This is a genomic window from Paraconexibacter sp. (assembly GCF_041602235.1).
Classification (GTDB): domain Bacteria; phylum Actinomycetota; class Thermoleophilia; order Solirubrobacterales; family Solirubrobacteraceae; genus Paraconexibacter.
In genome coordinates this window covers 1-18,549 of record NZ_JBFIGP010000045.1, presented here as the reverse complement: position 1 = coordinate 18,549, position 18,549 = coordinate 1, and the positions used below count along the sequence as shown (strand labels likewise).

The window sequence follows — 18,549 nt, the reverse complement described above, 5'->3', positions numbered from 1 at the left end:
GTGTTCTCGCAGTGGAAGGATCCCGATCTCTACTCCCTCGCGCCCGGCGGGGCGTTCGAGGGCGACACCGGATGGATGCGGACGGGAGACGCGACGCTGCACCCCGAGAACAACCCGTTCGGGCTGAGTGGCCCCGGGTCCCGCTCGCTGCGGTTGCGCGGCGGAGGTCAGGCGACCTCGCCGCCCGTGTGCGTCAGCGATCGCCATCCGTTCCTGCGCTTCACGGTGCACGCGCTGGGGAACGGGAAGCCGAAGGACCTGCGCATCGAGGCGCTCTGGGACGACGAGAACGGCAGCAACACCGCTCTGCTCGCGACCGAGAACTCCAAGAAGTTCAAGGACTGGAAACCGTCGAACAAGATCCCCCTGGGGTCGGAGCTGCCCTTGAAGACCGGGCAGCCGCTGCACGTGCGGTTGAAGTTCTCGCTCGGTGATTCCGACGGTGACTGGCTCGTCGACGATGTCTACATCGACCCGCGCGCAAGCAGATAGGGTCTCGCAGGGACCGAAGACAGGCCCTGCTTCTGACGTGCGCGCCGCGCACGATCGGGACTCGGAGGACGACGTTCGTGGGGCCGTGCCGGATCTTCTAGACACAACGTCGGACCGTGCCGAGGTCGAGCGCCTGCTCGAGGCGTCGGTACCGCGCAGGAAGCGACGGCTGCCATCGAGGGAGTTCGCGTTCGAGCTCGCGCTGAGCGGCGTGTTCCTGCTGATGGTGCTCACGCTGATCCTGAGCAGCTCGGGATCGCTGGCGGTCGAACCGATCGCGATCGTGATGGTGGGCGCGTACGCGATCGCCTCACGCGTGGACTACCCGATCGCCACCGGCGTCGCAGTCCCCACGCAGCTGTTCCTCGTAGCGCTGTTCTCCGAGGCGGATGCCCGCCTGGTGCCGCTGCTGGCGATGGCCGGACTCATGCTCGGCACCACCGCGATGGTGGGCCTCGGACGGTCGCGGTGGGACCGCCTGGTCATGGCCGGCGGCGACGCGATGCACGTCCTCGGGCCGGCCGTGGTGCTGACGGTGGCGGGACACACCGACGCGACCACCGCCCCCTGGGAGATCCTGCTGCTGGCCTTCGCAGGCCAGTGCGCCGTCGAGTTCGGGTCCTCCTCGATCCGCGACTGGGTGATCCTCGGGCTGCGACCCCGGGTCGAGGCGTTGGTCGCGTTGCAGGTGTGGGCGGTCGACGCGGCACTCACGCCGGTGGCGATCATGGCGGTCGTCACCGCCGACGCACACGGGATCCCCTGGGCGCCGCTCATGCTCCTTCCGCTCCTGCTCCTGATCACCCATGCGGCCCGGGATCGCACGGTCCGCGTCGAGCGCCTCCACCGGCGGCTGGAGGCGTTGCAGCGCGAGCGTCGCAGGCTCCGTGCCGCGGTGCGCAGGATCGGCGACGCCTTCGCGTCGAGCCTCGATCTGGGCGCCCTCGTGTCGATCGTGACCCGGGCCTCCGTCGAGGCCCTGGACGCCGAGGCCGGACGCGGCAGCATCGTGCGGGACGGCACCGTGCTCCCGTACTTCGACACCAACACCGTCAGCCGTCCGGAGCTCCCCGAGCTCCTGGATCGCGTCGAGCAGGAGGCTGCAGCGAGCGCTTCGATGGCCTACGCCACGGGCACCACGGAGTGGGCGCTTGCCGTCCCGATCGGGCCCGCCGGCGATCCCGTCGCCATCGTGTCGGTCGCACGCGTCGGAGCCGCGTTCGCGGATGAGGAACGCGACCTCCTCGCCTACCTCGCCGCACAGGCGGCGGTGGCGGCAGCCCACGTCGCCGAGCACGAGGAGCTGCAGCGGCAGGCGCTCGTCGCCAAGGCCGAGCTCGAGCAGCGGGTGGTGGACCGGACCGCGGACCTCGCCGAGCGGACGGCGTCGCTCGAGGCGCTCTACGCCGAGGTCAACGAGCAGGCGATCCAGCTCCGCGCGGCATCACGCGAGCAGGACGCCCTCCTTCGGCACCTCGCCCATGAGGTACGCGGCCCGCTGTACGCGGGGGACGGCCTGCTCGAACTGCTGGTGGGGGACCGGCCGGAGGACCCGGAGGACCAGCTCCGCGCCGACCTCCTCAGCGTCCGCGGCACCATGCACGAGGCCCTGCGCGTGGTGGACGAGCAGCTCGAGAACGCGCGGCTGCGCAGCGGGTCCCTGCGGCCGCCACGGGTCGAGCCCGTGGACCTGAACGATCTCTTCGCCGAGCTTCGCGGCACGTTCCGCGCCCTCCACGAGCGCGAGTCCGTGGAGCTGACGGTCAGCGTCGACGCCGACACCCCGATGCTGCGGACCGACCGGCACTTCCTGGGTCAGGCCGTCCGCAACCTGATGACCAACGCCGCCAAGTTCACCGACACGGGGTGGATCAAGGTGCGAGCCCATCCGGTCGGCGAGGACCGCGTGCAGATCTCCGTCCAGGACACGGGAACCGGCATCGAGCCCGACGACCGCATCCGCATCTTCGAGGAGTTCGCCCAGGTGCCGGAGGCGCAGGCCGCGCGACCGGCCGGGACGGGTATCGGCCTTCCGCTGGTCCGCAAGCTCATCACGACGCTGGGCGGCACGATCACCCTCGAGAGCGAGGTCGGCGTCGGCTCGACGTTCACCATCGAGCTCCCGGTCGGCCCCCCCTCGGACTGATCGCCGACGGCGCGCGTCGGACGCCGGCTCAGCGGCGCACCGTCTCGCAGTTGACCGTCGTGTCGCCGTTGCTCACCGTGGCGATGTCCTCGCCGGGTCCGCAGTCCAGGGTGTCCTTGCCGTGGCCGCCGTTGAGGCGGTCGTTGCCGGATCCGCCCTTGAGCACGTCGTTGCCGCGCCCGCCCTCCAGGACATCGTCGCCCGGACCGCCTTCGAGGCGGTCGTTGCCGAAGCGCCCGAACAGCTCATCGTCGCCACTGCCGCCGAACAGGCGGTCGTTCCCGCCCGCGCCCTCGATGTAGTCGTTGCCGCCGCGCCCGTAGCACGTGTCGTTGCGCTCGGTGCCCTTGACGGTCTCGGAGCGCTTGGTGCCCCCCTTGCGACAGGACCGCAGGCGGATCTTGGGCTCCTTGCGGATCACCTCGCAGTTGCGGAACTTGCGCCGCTCGCTCTTGAGGTTCCCGTACGCGATGTCGCGCCCCGGGCCACAATCGACGTAGTCGCGACCGCTGCCCCCGTAGATGACGTCGTCGCCGTGACCGCCGTAGATGCGGTCGCCGGCGCGGCCACCCCGGATGATGTCGTCGCCGTCGCCGCCGTAGATCCGGTCGTGGCCGTCGCCGCCCTCGATGGTGTCGGTGCCGAACCCGCCGATGATGTAGTCGTCACCCTGGCCGCCGTCGATCTGGTCCTCGCCGCGACCGCCGTCGATGCGGTCGTTGCCGGTCCCGCCGTCGAGCCGGTCGTCGCCGCCCAGTCCGCGGATGCGGTCGTTCCCGCCGTTGCCGTACAGGCGGTCGTCCTTCGACGTGCCGGTCAGCTTGTTGGGTCCACGAGAGCCGTTGACGGTCTTCGCCGTCGCGATCACGGTGGGGAAGACGACGATCAGCGCGGTGAGCACGACAAGGACGCGACGCATGACGCGGATCCTCGCAGGTCGCGGGGGGCCGATGCGACGGTTGCCGGGGCCGTCGCGCTCCGACTGGGACCGCGGCCTACAGCAGCGGAAGCCGGACGACGCCCGGGCCGCGGCGGGCGCCGGACAGCGGCACCGTCGTCCGGGAGCCGTCGAGGTTGCGCACCAGCAGCCCGACCGGGACGCCGGTCGGTGCGGCCGCCTGGACCGCCTCCACGCGGCCTACCGGGCTGCCGTCACCGCGCTCGACGCGGGTGCCGATCCAGCTTGGGATCTCGCCGACGCAGGTCATGTCGGCGGAGTTCGGCGCGGCCGGCCGCGTTCCTGCCGGCCGCGGCCGAGGCCTGAGCGCCCGGGGGTGCCCGCTACCCTGGAAGGGTGCTCCGTCGTCCCGGGCCACCCCTGCGCATCGCGCTGCTCTGCCTGGTCGGCCTCGCGCTCACCGGGGTGATCGCCCTGCTCGTGCCGCTCGCGCAGGCGCGCGACAGCGTGACCCTCCAGGGCTTCGTGGGGCTCAACCAGCCGGAGATCACCCCGCTGATCGAGCGCGTCGCCCACCTGGCGGACCCCCGGCCCTACGCGCTCATCGGGTTCGCGCTGGCGCTGATCGCCGTCTCGCGTGGGCGGGTGCGCCTGGCCCTGCTGATCCCGGTGGTCCTGGTCGCCGCCGGGGCGACCACCACGCTGCTCAAGCCGCTCCTGGCGACGCCGCGGTACGACGAGTGGCTCGGCGACGGGCAGATCATGGCCGCCTCCTGGCCCAGCGGTCACGCGAGTGCCTCGATGACCCTGGGGCTGCTCGCGGTCCTGGCGATGCCGCCGCGACTGCGTCCCACCGCCGCGGCCGCCGGCGGGGCGTTCGCGATCTCCGTCAGCTACGCGATCCTGTCCCTGGGCTGGCACTTCCCGTCCGACGTCATCGGGGGCTTCCTGAACGCCGCCATGTGGGTCGCCCTGCTCGTCGCGACCCTGGCGGCGCTCGAACAGCGGCGGCCCGAGCGTCGCCCGCGCTGGGCCGTCGTGCATGACGGCTCCCCGCGGCCCGTCGACGCGATCGGACCCATCGCGCTGGGCGCGGGTGGTGCGGCGATGGTCGCGGCCATCGCCATCAGTCATCCGGGGGAGATCGCCGAGTACGCGCTGCGGCGTCCCACGTGGACGCTGGGTGCGGTGGCGATCGCCGGCCTCGCCGGACTGCTCGCGGCGGCGCTCGCGCGGGCGCTCGGTCAGGCGGCGTCGCGCTGACGCGACGCCCCCGCAGCCGGCCCGCTCACTGGAAGCGCCCGGGCTCCCACAGCGGTTCGTCGGCACCGTTGGCGCCGCGCGAGAGGATGAACAGCAGGTCGCTGAGCCGGTTCAGGTAGCGCACGACCTCCGGGTTGCCGTCCTCGACGAGGAGCGCCCGGCGCTCCGCCCGCCGGCAGACCGTCCGGCAGACGTGCAGGTGCGCCGCGGCCGGCGTGCCGCCCGGGAGCACGAAGCTCTTCAGCGGCTTGAGCTTGGCGTTGACCTCGTCGCAGGCGGCCTCCAGCCACGCGGTCTGCTCGGGCTTCACCCGCAGGCGGCTGCGGTCGCCGCCGTGGGGGACCGAGAGGTCGGCGCCGAGGTCGAACAGGTCGTTCTGGATGCGCTCGAGGTACTCCGCGTACTGCCGCGGGAGCTCGGTGACGGCCAGCGCGACCCCGAGGTGCGCGTTGAGCTCGTCGATCTCCCCGTATGCCTCGATGCGCGGATGGGTCTTGGGCACCCGGCTCATGTCGCCGAGGTGCGTCTCGCCGCCGTCGCCGAGCTTCGTGTAGATCCGCGTGAGGTTCACCGTCATGGCAGCAACGATGCCAGAACGGGCACAGACCGCGCCGGACGCGACGGCGCTAGACTCATCGCGTTCATTGGTCGGTGGTGAAGGGAAGCCGGTGCGAATCCGGCGCGGACCCGCCACTGTGACCGGGTGACGTCCACCGCACGCGCACCAGCGCAAGCCACCGGAGCCGACGAGGCACCGGGAAGGCGCGGGGGGTAGACCCGGGAGCCAGGAGACCTGCCTCCGGCCATCCACAGCACATACGCCCTCGTGGAAAGGGGTGGCTCACCATGCAGCACCTGAACCGTCGTCTCCTGCTGGGAGGCCTCACAACGGCCGCGCTCGCGGTACCGTCGTCGGCGCTCGCCGCACCGGTGTCCGTCGACCTGCGGATCGAAGGACCGACCTCGACGTTGTTCGAGGGACCGGTGACCACCGACGTCCGCCTGTTCCGCTTCACCGAGGGCGCCGACACCGGCGACCACGTGTGCGACGGCACGTCGGCGACCGGCGGACCGTCACCGTCCCCGGTCCCGACCAGGGGGGCCGCGCTCATGGCCGCCGTGGACCGGGGTCTGCGGATGTCCGGATCGTTCGGGTCCTTCGGCGCGTCGTTCTCGACGATCAACGGGACGAGCGTCGCCTACGACCCGGCGACCTACGACTACCTCGTCGAGTTCGAGAACTTCAAGGCCGCCGGCCTCGGAGCGTGCTCGGACGACATCAAGCCCGGCGACCAGGTGCTGTTCGGGTACGGCGGCTACGGCGCGCCGGCCCTGAAGCTCACCGGGCCCACGCGCCTCGCCCCAGGGGCGGTGGGGAGCGCGACCGTCGTCGACGGTGACACCGGCGCGCCGGTGGCCGGCGCGACCGTCGGCGGCGCGACCACGGCGGCGAACGGCACCGCGCCGGTCGGCCCGTTCAGCGACCGCGGACCGCACGCGCTGAAGGCGCAGAAGACCGGCACGATCCGCTCCAACCGCCTGGACGTCTGCGTCACCGACGGCGCCGACGGCTTCTGCGGGACCACGGCGCCCGGAGCTCCGCCCGCGCCCGTCCCGAGCGGTCCGGCCCCCGCGCCGTCCCAGCCCTGTCTCACCACCGGCGACGACGGCCTGTGCGGCACCCGCGACACCCGCCCGCCGGGCGGCAGCATCCGCTCGGTCCAGGAGCAGCAGCGGTTCGCCAAGGGGAAGGGCCCGCGCGAGCTGTCCGGACGCGCCACGGACCCCCAGGGCGTGCGGCAGGTGACCCTGCGTCTGACCCGCCGCATCGGCAAGCGCTGCTACACGTTCAGCGGGTCGCGGGAGCGGTTCGTCGGCGCCCGGTGCGGCGCGTCGAACGGCACCTGGTTCAAGGCCGCAGAGACCGGTGACTGGTCCTACCTGCTGCCGACGCGGGCGGGCAAGGGCCGCTTCGTCCTGGACGTGCGGGGGACCGACACCGCCGGCAACGTCGACCGCAAGCTCGATCGCGGTCGCAACCGCATCGTGTTCCACGTGGCCGGATGATGCGCGTCGTCCTCGCCCGTCGCCTCGCCGCGACCGCCGCGCTCCTGGGCGCGGCGGCGGGGCTCGCCGGCTGCGGCCTCGGAGCGGGGACGGCTCCCGCCGACACGCGGCTCACGGTCACGCGCGACTTCGGTCAGCGACCCGTGACCCAGCTCGATGACCCGAAGTCGTCGGGAAGCGAGACGGCGATGCGGCTGCTGCAGCGCAACGCCAAGGTCACGACCCGGTACGGGGGCGGGTTCGTGCAGTCGATCGACGGCATCAGCGGAGGGACGCAGGGCGGACGGCCCGTCGACTGGTTCTTCTACGTCAACGGGGTCGCGTCGCGCGTCGGTGCGGGCGCCTACGACCTGCGCGAGGGCGACCACGTCTGGTGGGACCACCACGACTGGGGTGCCAGCAGTGGGGTACCGGCCGTCGTGGGCTCCTATCCCGAGCCCTTCGTCCACGGGGTCGAGGGCAAGCGCCTGCCGGTGCGCGTGGAGTGCATCGAGCTCGAGGGCGAGACCTGCGACACCGTGCGCAACCGGCTCGTCGAGCTCGGGATCGTCGTGGGCAAGGGAGGCCTGCAGCGGTCGCTCGCCGCCGAGACGATCCGCGTCATCGTCGGTCCCTACGAGCAGATCCGCGGGGACCAGACGGTCCGGCGGCTCGAGCGCGGACCGAAGGTCAGCGGGGTGTACGCCCGACCCACGAGCGACGGGCGGTCGATCGCGGTCCTCGACCAGGAGGGCCGCGTGACCGACACGCTCGGGTCGGGTACCGGTCTCGTCGCGGCCATGCGCATCGAGGACAACCCGCCCGTCTGGGTCATCACGGCGACCGACGCGCGGGGTCTCCAGGCGGCCGCCAGCGCCCTCGACGAGGCGACCCTCGCCAACGCGTTCGCCTACGTGACCGGCGCCTCCGGCTCCGGCCGTGCCGTCCCGACCGTCAGCTCCGACGCGGCGCCATGACCTATGAGCGGCGATCCAGTCCGCTCCACGTGGCGCGCGCCGGCGCCGGCGCCCTGTTCTGCCTCGCCCTGGCGGCCGGGGCACTGCTGGAGCACCCGCTCCTGCTGGCCGCGATCGCGGCGGCGGTCCTGATCAGCGCCGCGGGCGCCGGGGTGCTGCCGCAGATCGGCCGCGCCGCCCGCTACGCGGTCCCGCTCGCGATCCTCTTCGCGCTGATCAACCCGCTCGTCGTCCGGGAGGGACTCACGGTCTTCGCGCGGCTGGGCGAGATCCCGCCGTTCGGCCAGGTCGACCTCACGGTCGAGGCCCTGCTGTACGGCCTCATCCTCGGCGCGCGCATCGTCGTCGTGATCCTGGCCTTCGCGCTGTTCAGCGCCTGCGTGGATCCCGACGAGGTGCTGAAGCTCTTCCGGCGCGTGTCCTTCCGCAGCGCCTTGACCGCCGCGCTCGCCACACGGCTGGTCCCGGTCCTGGCGCGGGACGCCCGGCGGCTGGACCTCGCGCGCCGGTGCCGCGCCGACGGGGGAGGGACGGGCACCGCGGCCCGCGTGGCCGTGCTGCGCGCCGTGTCCTCCGGAGCGCTGGACCGGGCGATCGACGTGGCCGCCACGCTCGAGGTGCGCGGCTACGGCACGACGCACCGAGGCCGCCGTGACAGCGCGCCGTGGTCACGGCACGACCTCGCGTTCCTCGCGGCGGCGGTCGGCATCGTCACCCTGCTCGTCGGCGCGGCGCTGCTCGGTATCGGCGCGTTCGAGGCCTACCCGCTGCTGCAGGTGCCGATGGGGGCGGGAGAGTTCGCGACGGCCGGCGCGATCGTCGTCATCAGCACGCTGCCGTTCCTCGACCGGCGCGGGATCGAGCGATGAGCGTCCTCGTCGCCGACCAGCTCACCTACACCTACGCGGAGGCGAAGGTCCCTGCGCTCCGGGACGTGAGCTTCGCCGTCGAGCCCGGCGAGTTCGTCGTCCTCGCGGGCGACTCGGCGTCCGGCAAGTCGACCCTGCTGCGGGCCGCGAGCGGTCTCGTGCCGCACTTCCACGGCGGCCGGATCTCCGGTCGCGTCGTGGTGGGCGGTCTGGACACCAGGGACCACGGGCCGGCCGAGGTCTCCGCGGTGGCCGGCAGCCTCTTCCAGGACCCGGAATCCCAGACCGTCCTGGGAACCGTCCGCGCCGAGCTCGCCTTCCCGCTGGAGAACCGCGGGCACGGGCCCGCCGCCGTGGCCCGCGGCGTGGAGGAGGCGGCGCTCGCCCTCGGCATCGAGGGCCTGCTCGACCGGTCGACCCACGAGCTCTCGGGAGGCGAGCTGCAACGCGTCGCGCTGGGGGCCGCGCTCGCGGGCCGGCCGCGCGTCGTCCTGCTCGACGAGCCCACGTCCCAGCTCGACCCGGTCGCCGGGGACGAGCTGGTCTGGCTGCTGCGTCGCCTCAACGAGGAGTGGGGGACCGCCGTGGTGCTCGCCGAGCACCGCCTGGAACGGTGCCTCGGGCACGCCGACCGGGTCATCGCGCTCCAGGACGGCGCCGTGGCGTGCGACGCCTCTCCCCGCGACTTCCTCGGCTGGGCGGCCGAGCACCACCCCGCCCTGCTGACCCCTGGGGCGCGCCTGTTCCAGCGGGTGGGGCTGCGGCCCGCCCCCGCCGGGGTCAAGGAGGCCCGGGCCACGCTGCGCGGCCACGGGCTGCTCGCCGACGAGACGGCCGTCGGCGCGACGGCGGTCGCGGTCGAGACCGCGGAGGCGACGGGCCGGGGCCCGCTCGGAGCGCTGCGGAGCGCCCTGCGTCGCGACCGCGACGACGACGCCGCTCTGGCCCTCCGCGAGCTGTGGCACGAACTGCCGGGTGGGCGCGCGATCCTCCGGGCCGTCGACCTGCGCATCGTGCCCGGCGAGCGGGTGGCGCTCATGGGACGCAACGGGGCCGGCAAGTCCACGCTGCTGCGTCACGCGGCGGGGCTGCAGGAGGCGACCCGTGGGACGGTCCGGACCAGCGGCCGGGTCGCCCTCCTGCTGCAGAACCCGGGCGACTACGTGCTGCACGAGCGCGTCGACGAGGAGGCCTCGGCAGCCGCGCTCGCCGCGGTCGGCCTCGAGGGGCTCGGGAGCCGCCACCCCAGGGATCTCAGCGGAGGACAGCGTCAGCGCCTCGCCATCGCGATCGTCCTGGGGGACGCGGATGCCCCCGCGGTCCTCGCGCTCGACGAGCCGACCCGCGGGATGGACCGGGTGGACAAGGGCGATCTCGTCGCCCGCCTCAAGGCGCTGGCGAACGCCGGGACCGCCGTGATCGTCGCCACCCACGACACCGAGTTCGCCGCCGCCTTCGCCGAGCGGGTCGTGCTGCTGGCCGACGGGCGGCCCATCGCCGACGGCTCGGCGCGCGACGTCCTCGCCGGCGGCTGGTACTTCGCGACGGAGACCGCCCGGATCCTGGGCGGGGAGGGCGGCGCCCTGCTGCCCGAGGAAGGGGCGGACTTCCTGCGCCGCCGACTGCAGACCCTGGAGATCACCCCATGACCTGGCCGCTCACCTCGTTCACGATCCTCGGACTCGCGCTCTTCGCGGGGTTCTGGTGGTACGAGCGCTCCCACCCGACATCGAAGGTCCTCGCGCTGGTCGCCACGCTCGCGGCGCTCGCCGCCCTGGGCCGCATCGCCTTCGCGCCCCTGCCGAACGTCAAGCCGACCACCGACATCGTCCTGCTCTCCGGCTACGTCCTCGGTGGTGCGCCCGGGTTCGCCGTGGGCGCCGTCGGCGCGATCGCCTCGAACATCGTCTTCGGCCAGGGGCCGTGGACTCCCTGGCAGATGGGGGCCTGGGGCCTGTGCGGGCTGATCGGTGCGGGCGTCGGGGTGCTGTCGGGACGCCGCCTCGGGCGGTGGCCCCTGGCGTTCGTGTGCCTCGGCGCCGGCCTGCTCTACGGAGCGATCCTCGACTTCAGCACCTGGGTCACCTACAGCGGCAGCCACACGCTGGCGCAGTACGTGACGATCAGCGCGACGAGCCTCTCGTTCAACATCGCCCACGCCGTCGGCAACCTCATGTTCTGCCTCGCGTTCGGCCCCGTGTTCATCCGCGCGCTCATGCGGTACCGGGCGCGGTTCGAGATCACCTGGGAGGAAGAGCCCGTCGCGAGACCCGTGGCCGCCGGGGGCGGGCTGGCGCCGGTCCTGCCGACGGTCGCGCTCCTCGCGGTGCTCAGCGCCACGGCGCTGGCGGTTGCAGGGACCGGAGCCCCGGCCGCCGAGGCGTCCGCCCGGAGCACCGGTTCGCCGACGGCGACCGCGGCGGCGTCGGCCGTCTCGCGCGCGGGCACCTATCTCGCCCGCTCCCAGAACCGCGACGGTGGATTCGGGCCCGCCCGGGGTACCGCCTCGACGCCGCTCTTCTCGAGCTGGGCCGTGATGGGGCTGCGGGCCGCCGGGCGCACACCCTCCCGCACGCGACGGGGCACGCGCACGGCGACCAGCCGGCTCATCGCCGACGCCCGACGCGTCCGCGCCACGGGGGACCTCGAGCGCACGATCCTCGCCGTACGGGCCGCCGGCCTGAATCCCCGCCGTGTCGGCGGCCGTGACCTCGTCCGGGCGTTGCTGGCCAAGCGGGACCGCGACGGCTCCTTCGACGGACTCACGAACCTGTCGGCGTTCGGGGTGCTGGCGCTCCGGGCCGGCGGGCGATCGGCGTCCGACTCCTCGGTCGTCAGGGCGGCGCGGTTCGTGCAGCGTCAGCAGAACCGCGACGGAGGGTTCAACTTCGCGCGGCGTGGCTCCGCGAGTGGCGTCGACGACACGGGGGCGGCGATCCAGGCACTGGTGGCCGCGAGACGGGGACGCGGCAAGGGGGGCGCCATCTCCCGGGCCGTCAGCTACCTCCGCCGGCGTCAGAACTCCGACGGCGGGTTCGGGGCGGGCGCGGGCTCCGGGTCGAACGCCCAGTCGACCGCGTTCGCGGTGCAGGGACTGCTCGCCGCGGGCGTGAACCCGGACCGGGTCAAGCGTCGTGGCTCCCGCTCGCCCATGGCCTACCTGCGCTCCCTGATGGCGTCGAACGGCAGCGTCAGGTACTCGCGCACGCGAGCGCAGACGCCCGTGTGGGTGACCTCCCAGGCCGTGCTCGCGCTCGCTCGCAAGCCGTTCCCGCTGCGCTGAGGTCCCGCCGGGCATTTCGGTGCTGGCCCTGATGACGCGGTCGCATGGCCCGCATATCGTGCGGGTCATGCGAACCACGGTAGGGCGGGCTCTGGTGGCGGCGTGTGTCTGCGGCGCTGCGGTCGGGGCCGGTGTCGCTCCGGCGCACGCCGAGACCGTGAACCGGGCGCTCGGGACGCGACTCGGCGGCGCCGCGCTCACCGGGGTGGACCTCGAGAAGGTCCTCGCGACCAGCCACACGTTCACGGTCCGCTTCGCGCCGAAGTATCCGTTCATGCACGCCGGGGCGGTGCTCGGCGCGAAGGGCGGCGACACCTTCCAGATCGGCGTCGGGGAGTTCCGCACCTTCCAGAGCGGTGGCTTCGGCTCGTGGACGCCGCGCGGGGTCCTGCAGGTCCGGCTCGGGGACCGCCTCATGCTGTTCCGTCTCGCGGACGATCCGGGGACGAGCCACCGCTGGGTCCATCTCGCCGTCTCCATCGCCCGCCCGACCCCCGGCGGGGATGGCGACGTGCGCACGTACATCGACGGCAAGGCGGTGCTGCCCGACCGCTGCGTCGTCGTCCCGGCGAATCCGGGAACACCGCCTTCGTCGTGTCCCGGTGCGGCGACCGTCGTCCCCGGCGCGCAGCTCGACCGCGTGAAGGGCGTGCTGATGCTCGGTCGCCACGGAGCTGCGGCCCAGCCGGTCAAGGTCCGCCCGGACACGGCCGACGACGACGCCGAGGCCCGTCGCGAGCTGTACCTGGCGGCCGCACCGACCGACGACCAGTTCTACGGGCTGATCGACGACGTCGGCGTCTTCCGCGGGGCGCTCACGCCGAAGACCATCAGCGCGCGCGCCGCCGCCCGCCGCCTGACGGGGCTCGAGCCCAACCTGCGCATCGGCTACAACTTCGACGTCGAGGCCAAGTCCACGGGCCGGCGGACCGAACCGCGACGGCGGCTGGGCAGCGTGAAGGTGACGAGCAAGCGCGCGGGTCTGCTGGCGGTCTCGCGACTGCGGTCCCCCGCGTGGCGCAACGACGGGCCGATCGGTCGTCTGCGCCCGCCGCACTCGCAGCGCTGGATCCTGCCCTTCGACCGCGGCCAGGAGTGGCTCGTGCTCTGGGGCAACAACACCTACAACAGCTCCCACAACGGCTACGCGTCGTTCTCCTGGGACTTCGTGCTCGCCGACGAGCCCAACGCGAAGACCTGCGGTCAGCGGCTGCGTGCGGTCGCACCGGGGGCGGCCCACGCGATCGACGACGACGGCGTCAGCGACCGTGCCGACCTCCACCAGGACGCCACCAACATCTTCCAGGGATGGGTCACCTACCAGGAGCGGTTCGGGTTCCTGCACATCCAGACGAACTCCGTGCGGGAGCTGTTCAGCACCGCCACACCGCCCCCCGCGATCCCCTTCCAGCGCGGTCAGGTCGTCGCCCGGGCAGGCAACCGCAACCTCCCGCCAGGGACCAACTGCCACCTCCACATGAGCTCGTTCGCGAACGGTGAGTCGACGACCCCGGCGGAGTTCTCGAACTACGAGGTCAAGAACCGGGGCAACGGCGTGTGGGAGTTCTACTCCTACGGTGTGCCGAGTACCGGACAGATCGTCCGCAACCCTCCCGCGTCATGACGCAGGGCGCCTGCGGGCCGTGACCGGACCCCAGCAGGCGGGAAGCGGGCATTTCGGCTAGCTTCCCCGCTCTTATGCGGCTCGGTGTCCCAGAGGAGACCGCCCCGGGGGAGCGCCGCGTGGCGCTCGTTCCCGAGGTGGTCAAGAAGCTGACCGGCAAGGGTCTCGAGGTGATCGTGCAGTCGGGGGCGGGCGCAGCAGCGCTGATCCCCGACGCGCAGTTCACCGAGGCGGGTGCCACGGTCACGACCGACGCGGGGGAGGTGTGGGGCGCCGATGTCGTCGTGAAGGTGGCTCCGCCGACGCCGCAGGAGGTCGCGCAACTGGGAGCCGGGTCGGTGCTCGTCGGGTTCCTGGCGCCGCTGACCGCGAAGGACACGCTCGTGGCGCTGCGGGACGCGAAGGCCACCGCGTTCGCGATGGAGGCGATCCCGCGCATCTCGCGCGCGCAGGCCATGGACGCGCTGTCCTCGCAGTCCAACGTCGCCGGATACAAGGCGGCACTGCTCGGCGCGCAGGAGATGGGCCGCTTCTACCCGATGCTCATGACCGCCGCGGGCACGATCCCGCCGGCGCGCGTGCTGGTGCTCGGCATCGGCGTCGCGGGGCTGCAGGCGCTCGCCACCGCGCGCCGCCTCGGCGCCAAGACCGCCGGGTACGACGTGCGCCCGGAGACGGCCGAGCAGGTCCGCTCCCTCGGTGCCGACTGGCTGGACCTCGGGATCGACGCGGCGGGTGAGGGCGGGTACGCCCGCGAGCTCACCGACGAGGAGCGCGCACAGCAGCAGCAGGCGCTCACCGAGCAGACCAAGGGCTTCGACGTCGTCATCACCACCGCGCTCGTTCCGGGCCGCCCGGCGCCGCGCCTGGTGACCGCCGAGGCCGTGGAGGGCATGAAGCCCGGCTCGGTGATCGTCGACCTCGCGGGGGAGACCGGCGGCAACTGCGAGCTGACCGAGCCCGGTCAGACCGTCGTCAAGCACGACGTCACGATCGTCTCGCCGCTGAACCTCGCAGCCGAGATGCCGCAGCATGCGTCGCAGCTCTACGCGCGCAACATCCAGTCGCTGCTGGAGCTGTTCCTCGACGAGGAGGGCAACATGAGCCTGGACTTCGAGGACGAGATCATCGCCGGCGCCTGCGTCACCAAGGACGGAGAGATCGTCCACGAAGGCGCCAAGAAGACCGTGGAGGCCACCTGATGTCCATCGACGCACTGACCGTCCTGGCGAGCTCCGTCGGCGGGGGCGAGAGCCAGCTGGTGACCAACCTCGCGATCCTCGTGCTGTCCGGCTTCGTCGGCTACGCGGTGATCTCGAAGGTCCCCAACACGCTGCACACGCCGCTGATGTCGGGCACGAACGCCATCCACGGCATCGTCGTGCTCGGCGGTCTCGTCCTGCTGGCCACCGGGTCCGACATCGGCACCGGGACCACGATCATCCTGTTCATCGCGCTGGTCTTCGGCGCCATCAACGTCGTCGGCGGGTTCGTGGTCACCGACCGCATGCTCGAGATGTTCAAGCAGAAGCCCACCCCGAAGGCCGACAAGGAGGGCGACGCCTGATGCTGGCCGATCTGCCGCTCGCGTTCTCGCTGACCGACCCGAACTTCAAGTCGGTCCTCTACATCGTCTCGTTCGCCCTGTTCATCTACGGCCTTTCGGGCCTGACGGGGCCGAAGACCGCCGTGCAGGGCAACCGCATCGCCGCGGTCGGCATGGTCATCGCGGTCGTGACGACCCTGCTGGTCGACCCGTTCAACAACACGGTGCTCATCGTCCTGGGCCTCGCCGTCGGCTTCGGCGTCGGCGTGCCCGCGGCGCGTCAGGTCAAGATGACCGCGATGCCGCAGATGGTCGCGCTGTTCAACGGCGTGGGCGGCGGAGCGGTCGCGCTCATCGCCTGGGCCGAGTTTCGCGACACCGGCGGCTTCGACGGCGTCGCGACCTACATCGCGATCTTCTCCGTGTTCTCGGCGATCGTCGGCTCCGTGTCGTTCTGGGGCTCCAACGTCGCGTTCGCGAAGCTGCAGGAGCTCATCGACGGCAAGCCCTACACGCTGGGCCGGCTGCAGCTCCCGGCGCAGATCCTGACCCTCGGCATCGCGATCGCCTCGGGTATCGCGATCACCGCGGAGCCGCAGTCCGAGATCGTGATCGTCGCGCTGCTCGTCTCCGCCGCGGTGTTCGGCCTCCTGCTCGTGCTGCCGATCGGCGGCGCGGACATGCCGGTCGTGATCTCGCTGCTGAACGCCTTCACCGGTCTCGCCGCGGCCGCGGCGGGCATGTCGCTGGACAACCAGGCCCTGATCGTCGCGGGCATGATCGTCGGCGCCTCGGGCACGATCCTGACGCAGCAGATGGCCATCGCCATGAACCGCACGATCACCTCGGTGATCGCGGGCGGCTTCGGCGGCGAGGTCGCGGCGGCGGCCGGTGCTCCCGGGGCGGAGGGCGGCACCGTCCGCTCCACCAGCGCCTCCGACGCGGCGATCCAGATGGCCTACGCCCGTCAGGTCGTCGTCGTGCCCGGCTACGGCATGGCCGTGGCCCAGGCCCAGCACGCCGTCCGTGAGATGGCGAAGATCCTCGAGGCCAAGGGCGTCGAGGTGAAGTACGCCATCCATCCGGTCGCCGGGCGCATGCCGGGTCACATGAACGTCCTGCTGGCCGAGGCCGACGTGCCGTACGACCAGCTCAAGGAGATGGACGACATCAACGGCGAGTTCGCCCGGACCGACGTGTCCCTGGTGATCGGCGCCAACGACGTCACCAACCCCGACGCCCGCAACAAGGCCGACTCGCCGATCTACGGGATGCCGATCCTGAACGTCGACGAGTCGCAGTCGATCATCGTGCTCAAGCGCTCGATGAGCTCCGGCTACGCCGGTATCGACAACCCCCTGTTCTTCAACCCGAAGACCAGCATGCTGTTCGGCGACGCGAAGTCCTCGGTGCAGTCCGTGACCGAGGAGCTCAAGGAGCTCTAGACGGGCGGGGGCGTCCCGACGTTCCCTGCGCTCCGGGAGTCATGAGGCGCGGTATCCGCCCTTCATGACTCCCGCGCGCTCGGCTCCGGCGGGAGACGTTCCCGCGGGAACGTCTCGGCCGCCCGACGGCCGCCCTAGGCAGGCACGACCACTGCCTCGCCGCGCCGCGCGGCCTCGGCCATCTCGCGGCTGTCCCGCGACGAGATGATCGTGGCGGCGAGGAGCGCGCCCAGGAGAGCGAATCCGGCGCCGGCCAGGAAGGCGTCCTGGTAGCCCTCGGTGAGCGCCTGCGGCGAGGGGCCGCGGGCGCCGGCGGGCATCGCGGCGTTCGTGCTCGCGATCGCGATCGTGGAGAGGATCGCCAGGCCGAGGGCCCCACCGATCTGCTGCGAGGTGTTGATGAGGCCGGAGGCGAGCCCCGCCTCGCTGGGCTGCGTCCCGGTCACCGCCGCGATCGTCACGGGGACGAACGAGAACCCCAGGCCGATCGCCGCCAGCAGGGAGGGTCCGAGGACGTCCTTGACGTAGGTGCCGTCGGCCGACACGTGCGAGAACCAGTACAGGCCCGCCGCGACGAACAGCGATCCCGCGATCAACACCGGCTTGAAGCCCAGCCGCGTCACGAGTTGCGACGCCACGCCGGCGGCGAGGATGATCGTGAGCGCCAGCGGCAAGTAGGCCAGCCCGGCGTCCATCGGCTGCTTGCCGAGGATGAAGTACAGGTACAGCGAGATGAAGTAGAACATCGAGAAGAGCGACATGCCCACGAGCAGGCCGACGATGTTCGCTCCGCGGAGCGTCTTGAGCCGGAAGATCCCGAAGGGGACCAGCGGCGCGGCCTGCCGGCGCTCGATGACCACGAAGGCGGCCAGCAGCAGCAGCGAGGCTGGGATGAGCGCGAGCGTCTGAACGGAGCCCCACCCGGCGCTCTCGGCGTCGACCAGGGTGAACACCAGGAGCGCGAGACCGGCGGTCACGGTGACGGCGCCCGCGACGTCGAAGTGACGGTGGCGGCCCTCCGCGCGGAACTCCACGAGCAGGCGCGGGGTGAGACCGGCGACGATGACGGCGATCGGGACGTTCACGAACAGCACCCAGCGCCACGAGAGGTACTCGGTCAGCACGCCGCCCAGGAGGACGCCGGCGGCCCCGCCGGATCCGGCGACGGCGCCCCAGACGCCCAGGGCGGTGTTGCGCTCCTTGCCCTCGGAGAAGGTCCGGGTGACGATCGACAGCGCGGCGGGAGAGATGATGGCGGCGCCGAGCCCCTGCACGAGCCGGGCGATGATCAGCGTCGCCTCGCTCTGGGCGAAGCCGCCGGCCAGGGAAGCCGCCCCGAACAGGACCATGCCACCGAGGAACATGCGGCGGGGCCCGAGCAGGTCGGCGAGGCGGCCGCCGAGCAGCAGGAAGCCTCCGAACACCAGGGTGTACGCGTTGACGACCCAGCTGAGGTTCTCCCGCGGGATGTCGAGCTTGAGGCCGATGGTCGGCAGCGCGACGTTGACGATCGAGGCGTCGAGCACGACCACGAACTGCGCCATGGCCAGGAGCGCCAAGACGCTCCATTTGGAGCGTGGGGAGGCGGTGGATACGGGCATGAGCGTCTCCGGAGGGGGTAAGAGGAACTGCGATTCCGCTTCGCGCTGCAACATACGGAACTACGGTTCCGTTTGTCAACCCCGCCTGCTACGGTCGTCACATGGCGACATCGGATGCCTCGGAGACGCGGCCCCTGCGGGCCGACGCCCGCCGCAACCGGGAACGCGTGCTCGACTCCGCCCGCAAGGTGTTCGCGGAGTACGGCGGGCTCGCGCAGATCGACGAGATCGCGCGGCGGGCCGGCTGCGGCGTCGGGACGGTGTACCGCCACTTCCCCAACAAGGACGCCCTCGTCGGCGAGCTCCTGCGCCTGAAGTTCGAGCACCTCGCGGAGCGCGCGGCCCACTGGCGGGATGCC

General features: G+C 72.3%; 17 protein-coding genes and 1 riboswitch. Of the genes, 13 read left to right on the top strand and 4 right to left on the bottom strand.

Features of this window, described 5'->3' with window-relative positions:
* Both ABYE80_RS05970 and ABYE80_RS05965 read left to right on the top strand, forming a co-directional pair.
* Positions 1-492 (top strand): hypothetical protein (locus tag ABYE80_RS05970; protein WP_372789351.1); only part of this gene is annotated, 492 nt, incomplete at its 5' end.
* 85 nt (positions 493-577) lie between these two features.
* Complete coding sequence (locus ABYE80_RS05965; RefSeq protein ID WP_372789350.1) at positions 578-2,638, top strand: ATP-binding protein; 2,061 nt, start codon at positions 578-580, stop codon at positions 2,636-2,638.
* 28 nt (positions 2,639-2,666) lie between these two features.
* Here ABYE80_RS05965 and ABYE80_RS05960 read toward each other — a convergent pair whose 3' ends face one another.
* Positions 2,667-3,557 (bottom strand): calcium-binding protein, encoded by an 891-nt coding sequence (locus tag ABYE80_RS05960; protein WP_372789349.1) that lies wholly within the window; start codon positions 3,555-3,557, stop codon positions 2,667-2,669.
* A gap of 76 nt (positions 3,558-3,633) precedes the next feature.
* Positions 3,634-3,846, bottom strand: coding sequence for a hypothetical protein (locus ABYE80_RS05955; protein WP_372789348.1), 213 nt, complete (start codon positions 3,844-3,846; stop codon positions 3,634-3,636).
* Positions 3,847-3,932: 86 nt separating this feature from the next.
* On the opposite strand from ABYE80_RS05955, the gene ABYE80_RS05950 reads away from it, so the two are divergent.
* Positions 3,933-4,799, top strand: a complete 867-nt coding sequence (locus ABYE80_RS05950; RefSeq protein ID WP_372789347.1) for a phosphatase PAP2 family protein — start codon at positions 3,933-3,935, stop codon at positions 4,797-4,799.
* Positions 4,800-4,824: 25 nt separating this feature from the next.
* On the opposite strand, the gene ABYE80_RS05945 is transcribed toward ABYE80_RS05950, so the two are convergent.
* A complete protein-coding gene (locus tag ABYE80_RS05945) occupies positions 4,825-5,376 on the bottom strand; it encodes a cob(I)yrinic acid a,c-diamide adenosyltransferase (protein ID WP_372789346.1) in 552 nt (183 codons plus the stop codon).
* 55 nt (positions 5,377-5,431) lie between these two features.
* A riboswitch (cobalamin riboswitch) is annotated at positions 5,432-5,615 on the top strand.
* 30 nt (positions 5,616-5,645) lie between these two features.
* Here ABYE80_RS05945 and ABYE80_RS05940 point away from each other — a divergent pair.
* The 9 genes from ABYE80_RS05940 to ABYE80_RS05900 all read left to right on the top strand — a co-directional run bounded on the left by ABYE80_RS05940 (position 5,646) and on the right by ABYE80_RS05900 (position 16,589).
* On the top strand, positions 5,646-6,866 hold the full coding sequence (locus ABYE80_RS05940) for a hypothetical protein (protein ID WP_372789345.1): 1,221 nt from the start codon (positions 5,646-5,648) through the stop codon (positions 6,864-6,866).
* The gene (locus ABYE80_RS05935; RefSeq protein ID WP_372789344.1) at positions 6,863-7,822 is read left to right on the top strand and encodes a DUF4430 domain-containing protein; all 960 of its coding nucleotides are present in this window, start codon (positions 6,863-6,865) and stop codon (positions 7,820-7,822) included. Before ABYE80_RS05940 ends, ABYE80_RS05935 begins: the two co-directional genes overlap by 4 nt.
* A gap of 29 nt (positions 7,823-7,851) precedes the next feature.
* Complete coding sequence (locus ABYE80_RS05930) at positions 7,852-8,691, top strand: energy-coupling factor transporter transmembrane component T (RefSeq protein WP_372789343.1); 840 nt, start codon at positions 7,852-7,854, stop codon at positions 8,689-8,691.
* On the top strand, positions 8,688-10,340 hold the full coding sequence (locus tag ABYE80_RS05925; protein ID WP_372789342.1) for an ABC transporter ATP-binding protein: 1,653 nt from the start codon (positions 8,688-8,690) through the stop codon (positions 10,338-10,340). Before ABYE80_RS05930 ends, ABYE80_RS05925 begins: the two co-directional genes overlap by 4 nt.
* Positions 10,337-11,974: a prenyltransferase/squalene oxidase repeat-containing protein gene (locus ABYE80_RS05920; protein ID WP_372789341.1), complete on the top strand. Its 1,638-nt coding sequence runs from the start codon at positions 10,337-10,339 to the stop codon at positions 11,972-11,974. The genes ABYE80_RS05925 and ABYE80_RS05920 overlap by 4 nt, the downstream gene beginning before the upstream one ends.
* A 67-nt stretch (positions 11,975-12,041) precedes the next feature.
* Complete coding sequence (locus tag ABYE80_RS05915) at positions 12,042-13,598, top strand: hypothetical protein (protein ID WP_372789340.1); 1,557 nt, start codon at positions 12,042-12,044, stop codon at positions 13,596-13,598.
* Positions 13,599-13,672: 74 nt separating this feature from the next.
* Positions 13,673-14,800: a Re/Si-specific NAD(P)(+) transhydrogenase subunit alpha gene (locus ABYE80_RS05910; protein WP_372789339.1), complete on the top strand. Its 1,128-nt coding sequence runs from the start codon at positions 13,673-13,675 to the stop codon at positions 14,798-14,800.
* A complete protein-coding gene (locus ABYE80_RS05905) occupies positions 14,800-15,165 on the top strand; it encodes an NAD(P) transhydrogenase subunit alpha (protein ID WP_372789338.1) in 366 nt (121 codons plus the stop codon). The genes ABYE80_RS05910 and ABYE80_RS05905 overlap by 1 nt, the downstream gene beginning before the upstream one ends.
* Positions 15,165-16,589 (top strand): NAD(P)(+) transhydrogenase (Re/Si-specific) subunit beta, encoded by a 1,425-nt coding sequence (locus ABYE80_RS05900; RefSeq protein WP_372789337.1) that lies wholly within the window; start codon positions 15,165-15,167, stop codon positions 16,587-16,589. The genes ABYE80_RS05905 and ABYE80_RS05900 overlap by 1 nt, the downstream gene beginning before the upstream one ends.
* A gap of 134 nt (positions 16,590-16,723) precedes the next feature.
* On the opposite strand, the gene ABYE80_RS05895 is transcribed toward ABYE80_RS05900, so the two are convergent.
* Positions 16,724-18,148: an MFS transporter gene (locus ABYE80_RS05895; protein ID WP_372789336.1), complete on the bottom strand. Its 1,425-nt coding sequence runs from the start codon at positions 18,146-18,148 to the stop codon at positions 16,724-16,726.
* 143 nt (positions 18,149-18,291) lie between these two features.
* Between ABYE80_RS05895 and ABYE80_RS05890 the strand changes: the two genes are divergently transcribed.
* On the top strand, positions 18,292-18,549 hold a 258-nt coding region (locus tag ABYE80_RS05890), incomplete at its 3' end, for a TetR/AcrR family transcriptional regulator (protein ID WP_372789335.1).